Source organism: Acinetobacter sp. YH12045 (assembly GCF_013419925.1).
Taxonomy (GTDB): Bacteria; Pseudomonadota; Gammaproteobacteria; order Pseudomonadales; family Moraxellaceae; genus Acinetobacter; species Acinetobacter amyesii.
This window is the reverse complement of the sequence record NZ_VOZE01000018.1, coordinates 24,737-42,800: the sequence shown is the minus strand read 5'-3', so window position 1 is coordinate 42,800 and position 18,064 is coordinate 24,737. Positions and strand designations below refer to the sequence as shown.

At 36.4% G+C, this 18,064-nt stretch carries 17 protein-coding genes and 3 pseudogenes; 10 read left to right on the top strand and 10 right to left on the bottom strand.

Translation table 11 applies throughout. The annotated features are described in order from the left end of the window. Positions 1–125 precede the first annotated feature (125 nt). A pseudogene (locus FTU02_RS15125) lies at positions 126–479 on the bottom strand (transposase zinc-binding domain-containing protein); the annotation flags it as partial. Positions 480–671: 192 nt separating this feature from the next. Here FTU02_RS15125 and FTU02_RS15120 point away from each other — a divergent pair. Further along, positions 672–1,837, top strand: a protein-coding gene (locus FTU02_RS15120; protein WP_119285041.1) for an IS3 family transposase whose coding sequence is annotated in 2 segments (ribosomal slippage) — positions 672–930 and positions 930–1,837 — 1,167 coding nt in all. Because the reading frame shifts where the segments join, the coding sequence is not laid out codon by codon here. Between the two features lie 102 nt (positions 1,838–1,939). After that, a protein-coding gene (locus FTU02_RS15115) for an IS3-like element ISAba14 family transposase (RefSeq protein WP_099046175.1) occupies positions 1,940–3,084 on the top strand; the annotation gives its coding sequence in 2 pieces (ribosomal slippage) (positions 1,940–2,204 and positions 2,204–3,084; 1,146 coding nt in all). 172 nt (positions 3,085–3,256) lie between these two features. On the opposite strand, the gene FTU02_RS15110 is transcribed toward FTU02_RS15115, so the two are convergent. Beyond that, the gene (locus FTU02_RS15110; protein WP_004658364.1) at positions 3,257–3,478 is read right to left on the bottom strand and encodes a helix-turn-helix transcriptional regulator; all 222 of its coding nucleotides are present in this window, start codon (positions 3,476–3,478) and stop codon (positions 3,257–3,259) included. Positions 3,479–3,672: 194 nt separating this feature from the next. On the opposite strand from FTU02_RS15110, the gene FTU02_RS15105 reads away from it, so the two are divergent. Next, entirely contained in the window at positions 3,673–3,924 is a 252-nt protein-coding gene (locus FTU02_RS15105; RefSeq protein WP_004658363.1) for a hypothetical protein, read from the top strand. Positions 3,925–4,176: 252 nt separating this feature from the next. Here the strand turns inward: FTU02_RS15105 and FTU02_RS15100 are convergent. Then, positions 4,177–4,320 (bottom strand): annotated as a pseudogene (locus FTU02_RS15100) (antitoxin HicB); the annotation flags it as partial. Between FTU02_RS15100 and FTU02_RS15095 the strand changes: the two are divergent. After that, positions 4,320–4,544, top strand: a pseudogene (locus FTU02_RS15095) (efflux RND transporter permease subunit); the annotation flags it as partial. The pseudogenes FTU02_RS15100 and FTU02_RS15095 overlap by 1 nt on opposite strands. Before the next feature lie 84 nt (positions 4,545–4,628). Here the strand turns inward: FTU02_RS15095 and FTU02_RS15090 are convergent. Together FTU02_RS15090 and FTU02_RS15085 are read right to left on the bottom strand one after the other, a co-directional pair. Further along, positions 4,629–5,516: a cation diffusion facilitator family transporter gene (locus FTU02_RS15090; protein WP_127800877.1), complete on the bottom strand. Its 888-nt coding sequence runs from the start codon at positions 5,514–5,516 to the stop codon at positions 4,629–4,631. After that, a complete protein-coding gene (locus FTU02_RS15085) occupies positions 5,503–5,907 on the bottom strand; it encodes a hypothetical protein (RefSeq protein ID WP_180004480.1) in 405 nt (134 codons plus the stop codon). Before FTU02_RS15085 ends, FTU02_RS15090 begins: the two co-directional genes overlap by 14 nt. A gap of 79 nt (positions 5,908–5,986) precedes the next feature. On the opposite strand from FTU02_RS15085, the gene FTU02_RS15080 reads away from it, so the two are divergent. Further along, a complete protein-coding gene (locus FTU02_RS15080; RefSeq protein ID WP_005245163.1) occupies positions 5,987–6,400 on the top strand; it encodes a Cd(II)/Pb(II)-responsive transcriptional regulator in 414 nt (137 codons plus the stop codon). Between the two features lie 41 nt (positions 6,401–6,441). Here the strand turns inward: FTU02_RS15080 and FTU02_RS15075 are convergent, their stop codons facing one another. Continuing rightward, complete coding sequence (locus FTU02_RS15075) at positions 6,442–7,641, bottom strand: integrase arm-type DNA-binding domain-containing protein (RefSeq protein ID WP_005245164.1); 1,200 nt, start codon at positions 7,639–7,641, stop codon at positions 6,442–6,444. A gap of 642 nt (positions 7,642–8,283) precedes the next feature. On the opposite strand from FTU02_RS15075, the gene FTU02_RS15070 reads away from it, so the two are divergent. Beyond that, the gene (locus tag FTU02_RS15070) at positions 8,284–9,666 is read left to right on the top strand and encodes an IS200/IS605 family accessory protein TnpB-related protein (protein WP_159153749.1); all 1,383 of its coding nucleotides are present in this window, start codon (positions 8,284–8,286) and stop codon (positions 9,664–9,666) included. A gap of 30 nt (positions 9,667–9,696) precedes the next feature. Then, complete coding sequence (locus tag FTU02_RS15065; protein WP_000550047.1) at positions 9,697–9,915, top strand: hypothetical protein; 219 nt, start codon at positions 9,697–9,699, stop codon at positions 9,913–9,915. A 144-nt stretch (positions 9,916–10,059) separates the two neighbouring features. On the opposite strand, the gene FTU02_RS16545 is transcribed toward FTU02_RS15065, so the two are convergent. Genes FTU02_RS16545 through FTU02_RS15050 form a run of 4 tightly spaced genes read right to left on the bottom strand, consistent with a single transcriptional unit; the run spans position 10,060 to position 16,208 of the window. Beyond that, positions 10,060–10,167 carry a hypothetical protein gene (locus tag FTU02_RS16545; RefSeq protein WP_372551473.1) on the bottom strand — a complete coding sequence of 36 codons (108 nt, stop codon included), beginning with the start codon at positions 10,165–10,167 and terminating at the stop codon, positions 10,060–10,062. A gap of 60 nt (positions 10,168–10,227) precedes the next feature. After that, positions 10,228–13,428: a site-specific integrase gene (locus FTU02_RS15060; protein ID WP_127800785.1), complete on the bottom strand. Its 3,201-nt coding sequence runs from the start codon at positions 13,426–13,428 to the stop codon at positions 10,228–10,230. A gap of 4 nt (positions 13,429–13,432) precedes the next feature. Next, complete coding sequence (locus FTU02_RS15055) at positions 13,433–15,772, bottom strand: hypothetical protein (RefSeq protein ID WP_127800787.1); 2,340 nt, start codon at positions 15,770–15,772, stop codon at positions 13,433–13,435. After that, positions 15,759–16,208, bottom strand: a complete 450-nt coding sequence (locus tag FTU02_RS15050) for a hypothetical protein (RefSeq protein ID WP_002046161.1) — start codon at positions 16,206–16,208, stop codon at positions 15,759–15,761. The genes FTU02_RS15055 and FTU02_RS15050 overlap by 14 nt, the downstream gene beginning before the upstream one ends. Before the next feature lie 317 nt (positions 16,209–16,525). On the opposite strand from FTU02_RS15050, the gene FTU02_RS15045 reads away from it, so the two are divergent. The 3 genes from FTU02_RS15045 (at position 16,526) to FTU02_RS15035 (ending at position 17,909) form a co-directional block, all read left to right on the top strand. Further along, complete coding sequence (locus FTU02_RS15045; protein ID WP_000946583.1) at positions 16,526–16,693, top strand: YhfG family protein; 168 nt, start codon at positions 16,526–16,528, stop codon at positions 16,691–16,693. Between the two features lie 12 nt (positions 16,694–16,705). Next, positions 16,706–17,302 carry a putative adenosine monophosphate-protein transferase Fic gene (locus FTU02_RS15040; RefSeq protein WP_179990952.1) on the top strand — a complete coding sequence of 199 codons (597 nt, stop codon included), beginning with the start codon at positions 16,706–16,708 and terminating at the stop codon, positions 17,300–17,302. 349 nt (positions 17,303–17,651) lie between these two features. Then, positions 17,652–17,909: a hypothetical protein gene (locus FTU02_RS15035; RefSeq protein WP_004726728.1), complete on the top strand. Its 258-nt coding sequence runs from the start codon at positions 17,652–17,654 to the stop codon at positions 17,907–17,909. Positions 17,910–18,064 lie beyond the last annotated feature (155 nt).

The window sequence follows — 18,064 nt, the reverse complement described above, 5'->3', positions numbered from 1 at the left end:
AGTACCAGCGTACGGCCCACAGAATGATGTCACGCTGAAAATGCCGGCCTTTGAATGGGTTCATGTGCAGCTCCATCAGCAAAAGGGGATGATAAGTTTATCACCACCGACTATTTGCAACAGTGCCGTTCAGGCAGTACTTCATCAACCAGCAAGGCGGCACTTTCGGCCATCCGCCGCGCCCCACAGCTCGGGCAGAAACCGCGACGCTTACAGCTGAAAGCGACCAGGTGCTCGGCGTGGCAAGACTCGCAGCGAACCCGTAGAAAGCCATGCTCCAGCCGCCCGCATTGGAGAAATTCTTCAAATTCCCGTTGCACATAGCCCGGCAATTCCTTTCCCTGCTCTGCCATAAGCGCAGCGAATGCCGGGTAATACTCGTCAACGATCTGATAGAGAAGGGTTTGCTCGGGTCGGTGGCTCTGGTAACGACCAGTATCCCGATCCCGGCTGGCCGTCCTGGCCGCCACATGAGGCATGTTCCGCGTCCTTGCAATACTGTGTTTACATACAGTCTATCGCTTAGCGGAAAGTTCTTTTACCCTCAGCCGAAATGCCTGCCGTTGCTAGACATTGCCAGCCAGTGCCCGTCACTCCCACTCTATTGATGTGTGCTTAAAAAACAGGAGGGTTTAACTTGGTAAACTATACATACTCATTAGGAGTTTACCATGAGCAAGAAACAGAAGACTTACACCGCAGAATTTAAAGCTGAAGCCATAAAAGCCATTGAAGAGAACCAAGGTAATGTATCGGAATCCGCTAGACAACTTGGCATTTCAATGCAAACCCTTTCGAACTGGAATAACAAAGCAAAGGCTGGAACTTTAGCAGGCACAAAACAGTATTCGCCCGATCTAAACGCCTTACTCGAAGAAAATAAGAAGCTTAAACAACAGCTCAAAACAGCTGAAATGGAACGTGAATTTTTAAAAAAGGCAGCAGCGTACTTTGCCAAAGAAAGTCAGTGAGGTACGCCTATATGAAATCGCAAAGCCACTTATTTCCGATTATTTTAATGGCTCGATTACTTCGTGTATCCGTTTCTCGCTTTTATGATTGGCTAAAGCGAGGCATGAGTAAAAGATCAATTCAGCGAAATCAGCAGACAATTTTGGTCAAAATAGCCCATGAAGAAACCAAACAAAGCTATGGCTATGTTCGATTAACCAAGCATTTACAAGCGCAAGGTATCAAAATAAGTACGTATGCTGTGCGCCAAATAAAAAAATCAAATCAGTTGTATTGTAAGCGCCATAAGCGTTTCAAAAGAACCACGAACAGTGATCACAACCGTTCTATTTATGACAATTTACTCAAGCAACAGTTTTCAATGACGAAGCCTAATCTTGCGTGGTCGAGTGACATTACCTACATTTGGACGGCTGAGGGCTGGTTGTACTTGGCAGCTGTCAAAGATCTTTACACGAAACAGGTTGTTGGCTATAGCTTAAATGAGCGCATGACAGCCAAGCTTGTTTGTGATGCATTGAATATGGCTATTCGCAATCAGAAACCTGCTAAAGATCTCATTGTACATTCAGATAGAGGCAGCCAATATTGCAGTAATGAATATCGAAACTTACTTGAGAAATTTGATTTTCAGGGTTCAATGAGCAAAAAAGGCGACTGCTTTGATAATGCACCGATAGAGAGTTTCTGGGGCATACTCAAAAATGAACTAGTCCATCATCGCAACTACAAAACAAGGGAAGAAGCCAAAGCGGATATTACAAAATATATAGAGTTATTTTATAATCAGCGAAGAATTCAAAAAGGCTTGGATTTTAAGACACCAAATCAAATGGCAGAAGACTTTTATCGGTTAGCTGCCTAGAATCTCCCAAGTGAAAGTCTCCTGCTAATTCAGCACACATCAATTTGAACAACTCCTATAAGTGATACTCTGCTCCTCAAATGATGTTATAAACATCAATATATGGAGTATTTTATGGCACGTAGACCAAGAAGAAATCATTCAAACGACTTTAAGGCTAAGGTAGCACTTGCTGCGATCAAAGCAGAAAAAACACTTGCTGAATTGAGTTCTGAGTTTGATGTTCATCAAAACCAAATTATTGACTGGAAAAATCAATTGATCTCAGCTTCCTCACAAGCTTTCGATCAATCAAAAGCTCCATCAGAACCTCCCATTGATCTTAAAAAGTTACATGCAAAAATCGGTGAGCAGGCATTAGAAATTGATTTTTTAGAAGGTGTGTTGAAGAAACTGGGCCGCTTCAACCACAAAAGTTAATCGATCACTCACTTCAGATTTCAGTATCTAAACAAGCTAAGTTACTGAAAGTCTCTCGTGGTTGTTATTATTATCGCCCAAAACCTGTTAGCTCATCAGATCTGAAGCTGATGCGATGTATTGATGAATTACATATGCAATATCCTTTTGCAGGCAGTCGTATGATGCGTGATTTGTTGAATCGTCAAGGGCATCATATAGGACGACGTCATACACGTACTTTAATGAAGAAAATGGGTATTCAGGCGTTATATTGCAAACCAAATTTAAGCCAGGCTAATCAAGCTCACCGTAAATATCCATATCTGCTCAAAGGATTGGCTATTCAGCGCAGTAATCAAGTGTGGTCTACGGATATAACGTATATCCCTATGGCAAAAGGCTTTGTTTATTTATGTGCTGTGATTGATTGGCATAGCCGCAAGGTACTTGCGCATAGGGTATCGATTAGTATGGAGGTGGATTTTTGTATTTCGGCTTTAAATGAAGCGATTGAAAAATATGGATCACCTGAAATATTGAATACAGACCAAGGCAGTCAGTTCACCAGTGATGCATTTATTGATGTATTGAAATCAAATGGCATTCAAATCAGTATGGATGGTAAAGGTCGATGGGTAGATAATGTGATGGTTGAACGATTATGGCGGAGCGTTAAATATGAAGAGGTGTATCTCAAAGCTTATAGCAGTGTCACAGATGCGAAAAAGCAATTGAGTGCATATTTTGAGTTTTATAATCTGAAACGACCTCATTCGAGTCTAGACAAAATGACACCAAATGAGTTTTACTATGATCAGCTACCCCAACAAAACAAGGTGGCTTAACTAGAGCGGAATATCACTTATAAATACGCTTTTAGTTGTTCAAACAAGTGGAACCACCTCTGTTTGTAATGATATTTTATAAAATTCAATATTAGATCTGCAGAGAAAAACTTATCAAACTAAGTATTGGCTAGTCTTTTTCTTCGAAAAACTTATCAAACGAAGTATTAAGTTAATCTTTTTCTTCAACTTCTTCCTTAAACTCAAACAAATCATTCATCGTACAGTTAAAGTACTTACACAACTTATCGGCGACTGGTAATTCAATACGTACAGCACGGTCATAATACATACTTGTGAGCGTGTTGCGATTGATACCTGTTGCATGCACCACTTCACTTAATTTTAAAATTTTTCTATCGCCCATGAGGCTAGATAACTTACAAGTAATCATATTTAAATTAATTTACAAAAAATAACTTGCTGTGGGTTATTTGAAGTTGTTGACTGAGTAATACTTTGCTAAAATTAACCTACAGCAGGTTATTACAACTTATAGAAAGTATATTTTATCCATTTCAACTAAATTATAACTTTTTAAATATAAGGATTGAACCTGCATTAGATTATTTTGTGGAGATGACCGCCGTGTTACCAAATGAGTTATTGATCAGCCAGCAAGCTCGTGACTTAGGAAATCAATTAATTAAAGAAATGAACATCAATAGAAGTTATGGAATGGCTAATTTTCTTGGAGTAAATACTTGCTATGATAATCATCAGGCTGTACTTATTTGGACATTTCAACTGCTTGAAAGGGAACCTGCCTTAAATGAATTAGCAGAAATTAAAAAATATTTTCTTTTAATCTTTCCAGATAGTGTTTATCAATTAGCCTAAGTTGTTTTTAAAATTAATTTATTAAATAAAAAGCACTAAATCAAAGAAAGCTTTATTTAAAAATACCTATTAATTCAAAAACATACCATTTACTGAATATATGAAGCATAGGTTCCTGCTCTATCACTCACTCGTACTAAAATTACATCGCTCTTTTTACTGATACTAAACAATTTATGTCCACGCCACGTTCTGCGGCTTCGAGGGCTAGTTTTTGTTGAACCACTGAGAACAAGGACAACAAACTGCCTACTATATTTTCCCGGAGAGTGGTGTAGGAACTTTTTCATTATTGCTAATCATATCAGCGACAACATCAGCAACGAGCTCCTCTATTCCTGAGAATGCTTTAGACTGATCCGCATCAAGCCAAGACAATGATGGAAACTCAGCACATCATTCGTTTAAGACCTATTTTAATGACGGCACTGGTCGCAAGTTTAGGTTTTATTCCAATGGCGTTAAACACTGGAATTGGTGCAGAAGTACAACGACCACTAGCAACAGTTGTTATCGGCGGTATTGTATCTTCTACAATTTTAACTTTGTTTGTATTGCCTATTTTATATCAATGGGCGCATGGCTCTGAGAGTAGCAAACAGCAATCCGACGAAATTTAAAATCAAAAAAAGCAGCTTAATTACTAGGTTATGCCTAATTAAGCTGCTTTTAATATTGTATGCCCAACATTTTATTGATAAAGCTTACTGCGCTTCATCCCGACAATTTTCATTTAAAAACTCAAACTCTATCGTTGTATGCGATAAATGATAGGAAGATAATTTAGCTGCAACTTCTTGTTTAAGCCTAATTAATTCTTTAACGTCAAAGTTGTCACTCAGCTCAAGGTGCGCTGTTAAAACGTGACTTTCACCATCTAGTGACCAAAAGTGCATGTGGTGGATACCATTAACTTCAGGAAATTCCATTAGTGATAGTTTAATACGCTTTTGAGTCTCTTTATCGGGTGCAGCTTGAAGAAATAAAACGAGTGTTGATTTCAGGTTTTTGAAAACATTAAACAAGATGAACAGCGTGAACCCTATTGATAAAAGGGGATCTAATATCGGCAGTTCAGCGAACAACAGTACGATAGAGACTATAAGAACGGCAACCCATCCAAGTACATCTTCAAGAAGGTGCCATGTCAGCACTTTCTCATTTAATGTTTCACCCGCTTTTAATTTTAATACAGCATATCCGTTAACGGCAACGCCGAGTATCGCTAGCCCTAACATCCCCTCGACTACAGGCATTTCAGGATTGGACAGCTTTGGAATTGCTTCAAATAAAATCCAAATTGAGCCAATGATTAAAACAATACTGTTTATCAATGCGCCAAAGAGAGTAAGTCTACGATAACCATAACTAAACTTATCTGATGCTTCTTTATCTGAAAAACGACTTAAAATCCACGCAAAACCTATTGAAAGACTATCACCAAGATCGTGAACTGCATCTGCCATTATCGCCGTACTGTTAGTGAGCCAACCACCTATAAATTCGATAATAGTGAATGTCACATTAAGGAAAAATGCCCAACCAATACGGTCATCTTTACCATGTTGATGACTATGATTATGGTTGTGCATTTTGTACCTCTAGTACTTTTCTATTTCTTAGTTTTGATACATTCATATTAATCAAGTGACGTATCAAGCGTTGATATATCCAGCGTTTGAACCCCGACAAGTTAGTCCCTTTTTCGAAATAGAACTCATCAGGGGAATCATAAAGCCCAAAGTCATCATGAATACCTTCTTTTTGAATATAGGTATTTTCTCCACGCCAATCTGTATCTGGTGATGAAAAGCACTTTGTTGCAACACCATAACCACAAAAATCATCTTTTACAAACTGATAAGCGGCACCAATTTTGTTGAAGTTATCCAAGTTTTTCCACCTACGTTGATCGATCAAGGATTGGATATCTTTGTGTTCAAAATTAACGATATTCGTATTGTTTAAATATTTCTCAGTCATTTTTTATATATCCTTTTCGTTGCATACTTATACTATAGACTCTATAGTAACTATAGAGTCAAATGTCTGGGGGAAATTGATGAAAATAGGCGAATTGTCAAAAAAATCGGGCTGTTCAATACAAACGATTAGATATTATGAAAGAGAAGGATTACTGTTAAATCCAAATCGTTCAGAAGGTAATTTCAGGCTGTATGATAGCAAAGCACTTAAACAATTGGAATTCGTAAAGCATTGTCGCAGCCTAGATATATCACTCAATGATATTAAACGTCTTATCGAATTAAAAAATAAGCCAGAAGAAAGCTGCTCTAGCGTTAATGCATTAATTGATCAGCAACTTGCACTAGTGAATAAACGCATGAAAGAATTAAGGGCGCTTAAAGCTGAATTACAACAAATGGCTAGTGCTTGTGGTTCGAACAACCCAACATACTCATTATATTCTGCTGACCATGTAACACGGCAAGTATATTGTTTACTATCCATTTGAAACCCCATAATGTTTTAAGTCTATGTATAAAAGTACGATTTTCACTTAGCAGTACTTAAATAATCACCCCACCACTGCATCATTTCAGTCCGCTGGGCTAAATAGTCAGCGTGATTATAGCTGGCACGGGTACGGTTCTTATCAATATGTGAAAGTTGTGCCTCAATCCAGTTATCCTGGAACAAACCTGAGTCATTCAAAATGGTACTAAAAGTGGAACGTAGTCCATGAGAGGATAATTGATGTTTTCCATAGCCCATCTTACGTATAGCCATATTTAATGTATTAAAATGAATCGGTTGATTATGTTTCCGTGGGCTAGCAAAAATGTACTTTTCACCGTATGACCATTGCATGACGTCTTTTAAAATATCTAAAGCCTGATCTGAAAGTGGAACTAAGAAGTCGGGAATCTCATGGCCTAATATGACTTTTCGTCGAAACTGTTTAATATGCAAGGCAGGTATTTTCCAGACTTTTTCATTTAAATCAAAATGATGAGGCTCAGCCAATAACAATTCAGCCCCTCGCACGCCAGTATGTAATTTGAACAGCAGTGCTTTTTTAATAATCGGATGGGCATCCAATTTTTGTAATTTATACTTAAAATCAGATATATCCTCCGCTTTCAAATACGGATAATTTTTCTTGATTTTACTGTTAATGGCGATTTTATTTAAACCATGCGCGATGTTGAATTCACAATAACCCATCGCTACAGCGTAGTCATAAATTTGGTTCAAATAACTACAAGCTTTCTTGACAGGTTCTTTTACTTGGCGTCCCTCTATTTTTTTGATTACTGAAACCAGGTCATAACGCTTGATGTTTTGAAAAGGTAGATCCTGAAGGTCTGGATAAATATCTTGCTGTAAGCATCTTTCTGCTAACTGTAGTACACCACAGCGGGGTAGATCGTTGAAGGCATTTTTCAGTTTGAACTGTAACCACTCCTCCCCGACCTTACCAAAGGTGATGACATTAGAGGCAGTATCTTGTTCAAAACAGAAATCATTGTCTTTAAAGTCATCTCTGACTTGTCGTGCCTTTTTCAGCGATAAATCAGGATAACGACCTAACTGAATGCGTCGACGTTTTTTAGTTTGTGGATCTGTATAGCGATAGCACCAAGATTTTCTTCCACTCGGCTCAATCTTCAGGCTAAGCCCATCTTCATCGGATAAAAAACTGGTTTTTTCCTTACAATGAGCTTGGCGAACTTTAATTTCAGTAAGACTCATGGAATTTAAATGAAACCTAACAATGGGTTGATTGGATCAATTATATCAAAATAGAACGCTTTATGTATGATGCGTACACTACGCATCATATATATTTGTAATATATTGTTTTATATATTTAATATTTTAAGTATTTGTATTTTAGTAACCATTATAAGTACCACCTCTTCTTTAAGTTCCCAACAACTCACTTTTTCTGTCATCAATGTTAAATAAGTCTTGTGCTTTAAATTCTTAGATGACCTCCTCTACCCTTTATTATCATTTTTATAAAAGTAACTATATGTACTCATTAAAATTTGTAGAGCTCAAAAACAAAAAAGACCGCTATATAGCAGTCTTTTAACTTAATTAAATAATAATTAATTCATTTTCATCATAAGTGCATAAGCATCACGTTTGTTTTGACGCAATGATTCTATCTCGGACTTCGTCAGCTGTTTTACGAGAGTAATTAACTATAACTAAAAATATAGACAAATATTTGCATAAGTTCTCATTTTGTCTATGTCGATTCAGTAGTGGCAAGGTGGGTATTTATTAGAGATTTAAATGATTATCTTTTGTATTTTAGGTGAGTGTCTTGGTATATTAGCATCCATATCTATTGATTATCCAATCCCTTAACCTAGGCATGACTTTGTGAAATTAACACGCATCCACCATTGTAAAAACTTGAATGTGCAAAAGTACAAACAGCTTGAGAAACAAGCTGTTTTACTTGGTCGTATTCGTAGCGAGGTGTGGGCTAAATATGGTGCTATTTCAGGTTTGAATATCAGTGACAGAGCTATTCGTGATGCGTGGATGAAAGAAAGTCGTGACTTTGGTGTTTCTGCAAATGCGTGGAAAGAAACGCTACGTGATTGCATAGGTGATATTAAAGCCTATCGAGAAGCATCAAAAGACAAAGTAAAGCAGGCGATCCGAAAACGCACCTCCTGTAATAATGAACAAAAAAGACTATACACCTTGCTTAAAAAAGATGAATGGATGACTGATAATTTCCTCCATCGTCAAATGCGTAATCACTTTAAGCATGGTGTTAATCACACACATAATCAAATTATTGTTCGTGCGGATATGTGTAAAACCTTTGAGTTAAATGGTCAATGTTGGCTTAAAGTACCAAGCCTAATCCCTCGACAAACCATTAAAATCCCATTAAATACGACTGTTGATTTTGCGCCACAAGGCACACTTAGAATCATTCTAAAAAACGGTAATGTTGAAGTTCACTCAACTTATGATGCAGTTGAAACACAGGATTGTGGTCAGGAAACCGTAGGTGTTGATAAAGGGTACTCAGAAGCTTTTGTGGACTCTGATGGCGATGTATATGGGAGTGGTCTAGGCAAGCTGATCTCAAGTGAATCAGATTATTTAAATCAAAAGTACAAGCACAGAAACAAGCTCAGAGCGATTGCTAAAGCTAAACCACACAAGAAACAGAAAATTGAGTTAAATAATCTAGGTCGAAAAAAACTAGATAAGCGACAAGATACTCAAAAAGCAAAGCTCAAAACATTAATATTTACAGCAACTCACAAGTTGGTTGATAAAGCCAAAGTGATTGTTGCGGAAGATTTAACATCCCCAATTCAAAGTAAACGCAACTATGGCAAAAACACCAATAGACGCTTAAATACATGGGCTAAAGGTTTGTTAGCTAATGCCCTAACTTCTATATCTCACCGTAGAGGTTCTACGGTGCATCTAGTCAATTCTGCATATACTTCGCAAAGTGATTCTTTCTTGCATGGCCTTTTAATAGGTACACGTAAGGGAGATCGTTTTCACCGTTTCAATGGGGAAGTTGTGCAAGCTGATTGGAATGCTGCGAGAAACGTGCTTGCAAGATTAAACGACAATGAGATAAGTCGTTATACGCCTTACAAAACTGTAAAGCGTATATTGCAAGAACGGACTGACCGCTACAAGTCGGAACTGACCGACTCAGGCTCTAGTTACACGCTTGGCAACAAGACATTAACAGAGTGCGAATTAGTCCTTGAGTATGTTTGAATACATTTTAAGGAACAGTAGGATAAAAACATGCACTTATTTAAATTAACTGACGAACAACTCGCACAAATTCTTATCCCGAAACGATTTGTACCACCTACTCCACCTGAACATGAAGGCAAGAATATGGTCTATGTATTTGATAGTGAGGATAAGTTTGAACTGACTTATGATGAGCTGGTGGAAATCATTAGCAAAGCTAGAATGGCTGGTCCGAAGTTGATACCTGTCTTAGGCACCGTGAATTAAATTGTGCAGTGTTCGCACGCCACTTGAAACATAACTTGATTGGAAATGAATTTGGGCTGAGAAAAATTCAGTTCAAATTTAACCTGACGGGCACACTAAAAAATGGGTAATTGTCAGATCGAGTTTGGACTACAACACTTTAGCTCATCGATTTACCATACCGCTAATCTTCACACCATTTTCGTAAATCCAGCGATCAAACTGTGATACTACATTCCGCTTATTAATCCAAGTCAGCATGGTGCTTTTCATAAAGGCAGTTTACTTATAAACAGGGAAATTTCTAAACAATTCCCCTTTAACATGCTTAGGCTATTTGATCCAGAGTTCATCTTTTTGCATCATTTTTAACATTAAATTAAATATAACCAGCGGAGTAACATTTTTTTTGTTAGAGCCGACAACTCTTTGAAAACTAAATTTAACGGTTCGCTCAGGAGCATCCAAATTAACTGGGTAGTTTTGTTTTTCTAAATACAGATGATCTCCTAACATTGGCTCTATACCAGTAATAAAATTAACAATTTGTTGCTCATCACCTTTCATTCGGCATTGAAAATGTAGAAAATTCTTACGCAGTTTTCCAAATAATAATAATATTTTAAGCGCCTTAACCATGTTCTTTTCTTTCAGTGCATCTTGCTGCCTATCATCTTTATAATGAAAATCAAGGAGAGGAATTATTTCATCTGGACGAGTCAGTTTTTTAGCCTTTTCGTAAAGTTCATCAAACCAACTCTCTTCTAAATTCTTACTATAAACATAATTCGTTTTTAAATTAAATTTTTGGCGATCCATCCATTTAGTGCTCATCCATTGACATCGTTGCATCCATTCTTGAGCTTGGGTATCTTCGCTTAATCGACCTTCTCTAAAACTTATCAAACGTTGAAAAGGTGTCAGAGTACTCTTCTCTATACTAAACTTCTTTTCTTGTCGGCCAGCCATCGTAACTGGCTGTGTTTGCTGATAAGAATTAAACCATTTCTGCTGCTGAGTATAACGATTTAGGTTTATGTAGTCTGTACTTGACTTCACTGGACTAAAACACTGTTCTAATACTTTTTTTGAAATGATACACGGCGAATTATAAATTCGATCGACTGCTAATAAATCCAAAACATGAAGGTAATTTGAAGCCGTTTGCTCAATACTGCTATGCCCCATCCAAGAGGCGAGCACCTGCCATTTATGTTGAATAATCTCTTCTTGAGCACGTGCTTTCATACCAAACAATAAATCCCTCATCTTTTTTGCTTTTACCCAAGGACAATCTGTGTAGGTCTTGATCATTTCTTTTGAACCGAGCAAAGTTATTGCTAGATAGTTAGCAGCACTGTGGCGTAATGTATGAAAACTAAAGCCATGATGCATACCTAATATTTGACTAAACAAATCTACTGTAATTTTGCTGATACATTGATCAGTTAATACACGATGATTCACACTAAAAAGTAGATCATCCTGCTGATTAACCAAATATTGCTCATAACGATGTTGTATGTAACGTTGTACTACTAAAAACTCATGTTCTGACAATGCAATTTTCAATGGTATTTGACGATTCGCACTTCGCGTTTTCAGACGGCGATATGAATTGTCTTGGATATGAAGCGTGATATTATTAAAAACTGTATTTTCTTTTTCTTTATAAAGTAGCTCTGGGCAAATAATATCTTGTATTTTAAGACAACGAACTTCATTTAATCGAAGTCCAGTTCTATAACTTAGTAAATACATCAGCTTTAAACAACTCAGATGATCGACCCACTCTGATGCCGTTGGCTCTTGACTTAAATTTTCTAGTTTTTCCAATAATTTGCCAAATAGCAAAGGACTCACTAGCCGTGCATTGCAAATTTGTAAATGCTTAAAACTTGAATTCTGTAACACCAATACCCCTGGAGCATCATAATTCTCTATACAGAATTGATGAAAATCTTTTAGGCGACCAAAACGGTATTCTGCGCTTTGGTGCATCTTACGAGAGGTTTTTCCTTTCACCGAATCTCGTTGAACTGCTTTTTCATCACGTTCACTGCTGTATTTCAATAGCTGCCGATATAAATCCTCATAGTCATCTATGGATTGTTGCTTTAAATCTAATTTATTGAGCCAAATCTCAAATATAAATTCTTTGCCAAACGATCCTAAGTAGCTTTCAATAGTTGATAATTGAAGCCCTCGTTTTTTTAAATGCATTAACCAGTGAATTAAGCGTAGTTGAGCATCAATTAAAGACTTTTCCTCCGTATTAGCATCAACTATCTTCTCCTCTAACACCCTTCTAGTTTCTTGCCAAAAACGTAGCGTGCGTTCTTCTTTATTCCTCTTTTTATCTAAACGCTCAACTTTTTGACCTTTACGTTTCTTTTGACCAAACAACATCAACTCATACGGAATCGTTTGTAATTTGCTTTGAACAGTCGGAACTTCAGGAAGTAACTGCTCTTGTTCAAAATGAATAGGGCGATTATCTGGTTCTGTGACTTGATTGTAATCATTATTCCACAGCAATCTAAATTCGGATGGCCTTAAAGCAACAGTATTAATCTCTTGCTGAAGCACATTACTCAAAAATATATCTATGCTGAGGTTTGGATTAAATTCGAGTACCATTTGCACATCATTAAATGCACGAAATCCACGGCGTTTAATTTGATATTGCAGATCCCCAAGACTTTTTTTCCTGCCTATCTTACTCAAGCTTTCTAAAATACAATCTTCAACTGAATGTTGCAGACAAAATTCTTTCTGAGCAGCTTTCAACTTTTTTAAATATTGCAAAATGAACTGCGCATATGGGTTAAAAAAAACATGTTTCCATTGGTACAACTTTCCCTGTTCTACATCGTTGCCATATTGAGAGTTTTCAACACGATAATGTAGTAACAATGGATTAGTGATTTTTTTGTAGTCCGAATGGTATAACCGAAAACAATTCAGATCTGTACCAAGCTCAATGGCCTCCTGCAATTGCTTCTGAATAGCAATCAAATGCTGTTCATCTGCACAGCCTGAAATATATATAAAACTTAAGCATAAATTTCCCCATAAGTACTTTGGTTCATTCCAATATTCAAATGAATCTTGCCAATACTGCCTTAATTCCTTAAGTACATGGATATGTAGATGCCCCTGTTCTAACCGTGACTCTGTACTCTCAATTTTTCTAGGCAGTACGATCCGTTTAGTATGTGGATTTAGCTTAATTCTGTATGATTTTTTATCTACATTCTGGTTGAATTGCTTCCTTCTTTTATTAAATTCATCTTCAGTAAATTGCATCAGTTTTGATTGTTCGTCTCGGCTCAACTTTTGACTCAAACAATCAACACTATCTTTAATGTCATGCCATTTTTCAGCGATCTGCTGATCAAGTTTTTGCTGCATTTCTTTCGTCAATACTTCAGGTGGAGAAGGCTGTCTATCTAGCGACTTTTTCACCATTTTATGAATATCAACAAATAGATCATCTAGTTGTGGTTTTATTAGTTCTTTGATTTTTTGCATACAACTATTTTCGCTCTAAGTGTTTAATCGATAAAGATTTGACATTATCTTGCAATTGCTGGCGGGCTTGCTGTACATAGACATTCGGGATAAGTGAAGAATGCGGATGAAAAGCCTCTCGGTCACGTTGGTCATGACCATACAGGGCCTGAATTAAGTGAAAAGCTAATGCTGGTTTACCCTCTTGCTGCTCATGCATCAAAAAGTTCATGTCAAAATGACGTAACCAATTCGAATACATATTCTTTGGAAAGACTCCTTGCATATATGAATTCACCCATTTTCTCGATAAAGGGATTAACTTAATTTTCCTGCTCTGCCATTCTTTGACAGTTATCGGCAAGATATCTTTACTAAAAATGACCTTACCAAAAAGATCATTTACAGTTATCTTCTTCTTTGCAAAGACTTGTCTAAAAAATGAACCGTACGCTTCAATAATTTGTTCTAAAAAGGCAGTGTAATTTTGCAGTGTTTTTATGAAAAAATCAGATAAAGGGATAAAACGACCATCTTTTCTTGCTTTACTATTTTTTTTATCATTCACATATAAAAGCTTGAGCTCAACACAATAATCATCCAAATTCCCCAACAGGTTTTTTTTAGGCCGACTTGCCAAACTCAACAAACTGATATGCCACATCCAACACGCATATGCATTAAGTTGATTAATAATGTGCTTATCTTCTTGGATGTTTTCGTGACAATGTCTATGTAAAATATGGAATTGCTCTTTCACAAAATTGGGTTCAAGTGCCAGTTGGCTCCCTATCCTTCCTATAGATAATGCAGATTGCACTTTGAATTGTTGTTGCAATATTTTTAGTTCAGCCGTGTCTTCAGTAAAATGTGTGGAATGTGGTGTAAGTGCTTTTTCTAAAAAGGCTAGATATGTGCTACTGAGTTGAGTTTTCGGTAGCCCGCCATAATAGATACCAGGCATGTGATGCTGACTATCCCGCCCAGCAATTACATGAGCAAGATATTCATTATATGTTTCATAATATATATGAAAATATAATTGAGCCTGCAGTTTTTCTACAGTGATCGAACCTACAAACCGATTATCAAGCCAATTCTTAAGTTTCGTATTAATGTGTGTTGATGAAATTAGTGGATTCGATGCTTGTTCTATATAGTCAAACCAAGCAGAAGGTAAATGTAGTTGATGTGTCATCACTTCATTCCACCGCACATGATTTAAGCTCTTAATCTTCTGCTCTGTAATTTTAAGATTTAATTTGAGTAAATATTCGCGACGTCTACTTGAACCATTCTGGATCAAAATTCCATCTTGAATAAGCTCGTTAAAATCCATCAGTGCGACGGGTGATAATCCCGTCAAAAGTGACAATAAACATGCTGCAGCGATTGCAGCATCCCTCCAGTGCCCGGATAACTCGGTTCTCAACACATAAACAATTTGCTTCAGTATATCTGGCGCCAAATAATGTGGATTTGTAACAAAAGGAGCATGACGGCGCTGGCGATGCCGCATTAGATGCGTCGCATTATCGCTGAGTATATAATTTAAATTTTTAGACTTTTCATCTTCTGAATAAAACTCCATTTCAGGATCTAATAGATCAACTTCACCCTCTTCATCTTTGTGAAGAGCGGCATCATAAATACTAATCTTTGCGTTATGTCCAATATCTACTTGCTTACCCGTTTTAATTTCACGAAATTTTTTGAGTTCATTTTTCGTCGGCCATTGCAAAACTTTGCTTTTTTTTGACTTACGCTGACGATGAACTACACGACGATCATCTAGTCTTTTAAAAATTATTAATAGAGCCGATAAATACTCTATGACTTGTACTTGTTCGAAATCTTTAATATTAAAAAGTTGATTACGATCCTCTTTTTTCAAATTACGTTCGTACGTGACATAACAATTTAGCAGCTTACTACATTCATGAAATAATTCAGCATGATTAGAATCCAGCACATATCGTGAGACATAGCGTAATAGGTCACAAACATGTTTTTGCTTATTCTCAGCTTTATCAATTTTTGCAAATTCTTGATACTGCCGATATGTTAAAAAACTCGCTTGTAGAATCAAATAACGTTGCGATGACAGCTCTTGTGTATTACTAGAATCTGGACATGCAAAAAAACTCACAGCAGCTAAAAAAGAATACTTACCGATCTGTCTGGAGCCTGATATATAGCTATAAATTTGTTGTGCTAATTTGTATAGAGCGTAGACATCTTTATACAAATCATCTGATAGATCGACAAATTGTGTATTTACAATATCATCACGTAATAGACAATAATCTTGTTGATATTTTTCTGCTAAATCTAAGAATTGCTCTTGTGTTTCAATGTTTGGCATATTCATTTTCGCTTAATATTTTTATCACGTTGCATTGTTTAAATTCATTGTGATCAGAACGATTTGGTAAAAGTTGATCCTTTATTGAATTCTTTGTTAGCTTAAAAAATCTTGCAAAAAATTTAGCATCCAGTTCTTTCTGAGCTTTTCTTTCAAAGCACAAGTGTTGTTGTGATTTTTCGATAAAATCATCAAGATTATGTATCAACTGTAAGATTGCAACATAATTAGAATGCACACGTAAGCCTGGCTCCGTTTGCATCAATAGCAAGATTTTTTGCCAAATTTTCACATAGATTATTTTGAACTTTGCTTGTACTACTACTTTCTGACTCTGTTTAATCTTTTTGATTTTCAGTAGTTCTGAGTTAATTTTTACTATCTCAAGTTGAACATTTTTTCGGTCAAAGCAAAAGGGCATGATAAATTGCCCCATAAAAATTTCTATATTTTTTACCAAATAGTCAAATCTTAACATTTTTATCGATTTAAAAAATGAGCATATCTTTGTATATGAAACTTCATTTAATTTATCAACTAAATTTTCTCAAAATTACAATTCTCAACAAATACATACGGTTTGCTTATCTATGACGGTCTAAATTTTAAGAATTCTTCCACTTTTTTTTAGTTTTCTGTTATTACATGAAACAATACCGTTGTATTACATTTTAGAAATGCTGTGTATGCAGCATTGATCAAAAAGATTCTCTGCTATACTTACTTCACGTGTAGCATCAATGGAGTTTCGAAATGCTCAGAACCACTGAACAGAAAAGAAAATATATTCAAGCGACACGTTCGCAAAACTATCAAGCCAGCCTAAAGCTTGAAGGCATTACAACGACAGCTCAAACAACTCAACAAAGTAAAGCTGAAATCTTGCAAAAATATAAGAAGTATTCGCAACCCGAATCTTAGTCAGGTGCATGTATGGATAAATATGGGGAAATGGGTGACAGCCTGTATTGTTACCCTGGCACAAATATCCTAAAGAACAAACTCAATATTCGTGATGAACAAATTTTAGAACAAGCTGAACTAGAACTGTCTGGATTGGCAAGTAACTTAATTGAATATGCTGAACCACCTTACGACTTACAATACTTAAAATCAATTCATGCGCAGCTCTTTGGCGACTTATACGACTGGGCAGGAAAGTTAAGACAAATCGATATTTCCAAAGGTGACACCCGTTTTTGTAATTTTTCCCGTATTGAAATTGAAACCAATAAACTACTCAAACCGCTTCAAGAAAAAAAATACTTTCAAGGCTTAGCACCACAACAACTGATTCCTCAACTTGCCGACTTGTATTGTGAGCTTAATGTCATACACCCATTCCGTGAAGGTAATGGACGTACACAACGGATTTTCTTTGAGCATCTGATTGCTCATTGTGGTTATGGTATTGATTGGTCTCGCATTGACTCTCAACAACAATGGATTCAAGCCAATATTGAAGGTTTTTATGGTAATTTAAATCCATTAATTAAGATTTTTGAAATATGCTTTATTCAAAATACCTAAAATTTAAGTAGTCGAAGCCCACAATCCTTAATGAGCCATCATCTTTGCTTCAATCCACTGATTAATTTCCCAAATAAACCAACAATCACGATTCTTAGAAATCTTAATACTCTTCGGGTAATTTAGGATCGTAATATTCAGATTACTTATCCAGAATTGAATAGATCGTTAACTTAGATAGACTTTTAAGCAATGTAACTTGCCGCATGTTTATCAACATATGTCTCAAAAAAGTCTGCCCATACATAGATTTATGGTGTTTAGTGCTTAAATTTCAGATTAATCTTCGTCTGATGACCTGAATGGATGTTACAGATTACATGCAGGTGAATTACTCTGTGGCTGTATCATGGCTTTTGTGCAATCCAATCCATTTGATCCGAATGTTCTCTTTTGCAATAAAGCAGCCTCTTCTGCTTTTCCTGAACCAACGAACTATGTCATTGATTTGATTCAACCGACAACAGTGATGCTGAATCAAATCTCCAAAGAAGGGATTAAATGCAAGAAATGTGGTAAGAAAAAGATAGGGGATGGAAGTTATTATCCGTCTAATTGGAACCAGCCCATGAGTCGAGATCAGTTGAGTAAGAATCATTTTAAATGAATAAGAGAAGGATGGCTTACCTCACTTCTCCGAATAACAATGCTATGCTTTTCAACCAAGGTTATAAATTGGCAACTACATTTCATTCTTCTTCATGCTGGTCCTATAGCCTGTAGACAATTACTACATCATTTGCATTCAATGCTCAATACAGC

Coding starts and splice junctions, on each gene's coding strand:
- FTU02_RS15110 (WP_004658364.1), bottom strand. CDS start 3,478: ATGATTACTTGTAAGTTATCTAGCCTCATGGGCGATAGAAAAATTTTA.
- FTU02_RS15090 (WP_127800877.1), bottom strand. CDS start 5,516: ATGCACAACCATAATCATAGTCATCAACATGGTAAAGATGACCGTATT.
- FTU02_RS15085 (WP_180004480.1), bottom strand. CDS start 5,907: ATGACTGAGAAATATTTAAACAATACGAATATCGTTAATTTTGAACAC.
- FTU02_RS15080 (WP_005245163.1), top strand. CDS start 5,987: ATGAAAATAGGCGAATTGTCAAAAAAATCGGGCTGTTCAATACAAACG.
- FTU02_RS15075 (WP_005245164.1), bottom strand. CDS start 7,641: ATGAGTCTTACTGAAATTAAAGTTCGCCAAGCTCATTGTAAGGAAAAA.
- FTU02_RS15065 (WP_000550047.1), top strand. CDS start 9,697: ATGCACTTATTTAAATTAACTGACGAACAACTCGCACAAATTCTTATC.
- FTU02_RS16545 (WP_372551473.1), bottom strand. CDS start 10,167: ATGAAAAGCACCATGCTGACTTGGATTAATAAGCGGAATGTAGTATCA.
- FTU02_RS15060 (WP_127800785.1), bottom strand. CDS start 13,428: ATGCAAAAAATCAAAGAACTAATAAAACCACAACTAGATGATCTATTT.
- FTU02_RS15055 (WP_127800787.1), bottom strand. CDS start 15,772: ATGCCAAACATTGAAACACAAGAGCAATTCTTAGATTTAGCAGAAAAA.
- FTU02_RS15050 (WP_002046161.1), bottom strand. CDS start 16,208: ATGGGGCAATTTATCATGCCCTTTTGCTTTGACCGAAAAAATGTTCAA.
- FTU02_RS15045 (WP_000946583.1), top strand. CDS start 16,526: ATGCTCAGAACCACTGAACAGAAAAGAAAATATATTCAAGCGACACGT.
- FTU02_RS15040 (WP_179990952.1), top strand. CDS start 16,706: ATGGATAAATATGGGGAAATGGGTGACAGCCTGTATTGTTACCCTGGC.
- FTU02_RS15035 (WP_004726728.1), top strand. CDS start 17,652: ATGGCTTTTGTGCAATCCAATCCATTTGATCCGAATGTTCTCTTTTGC.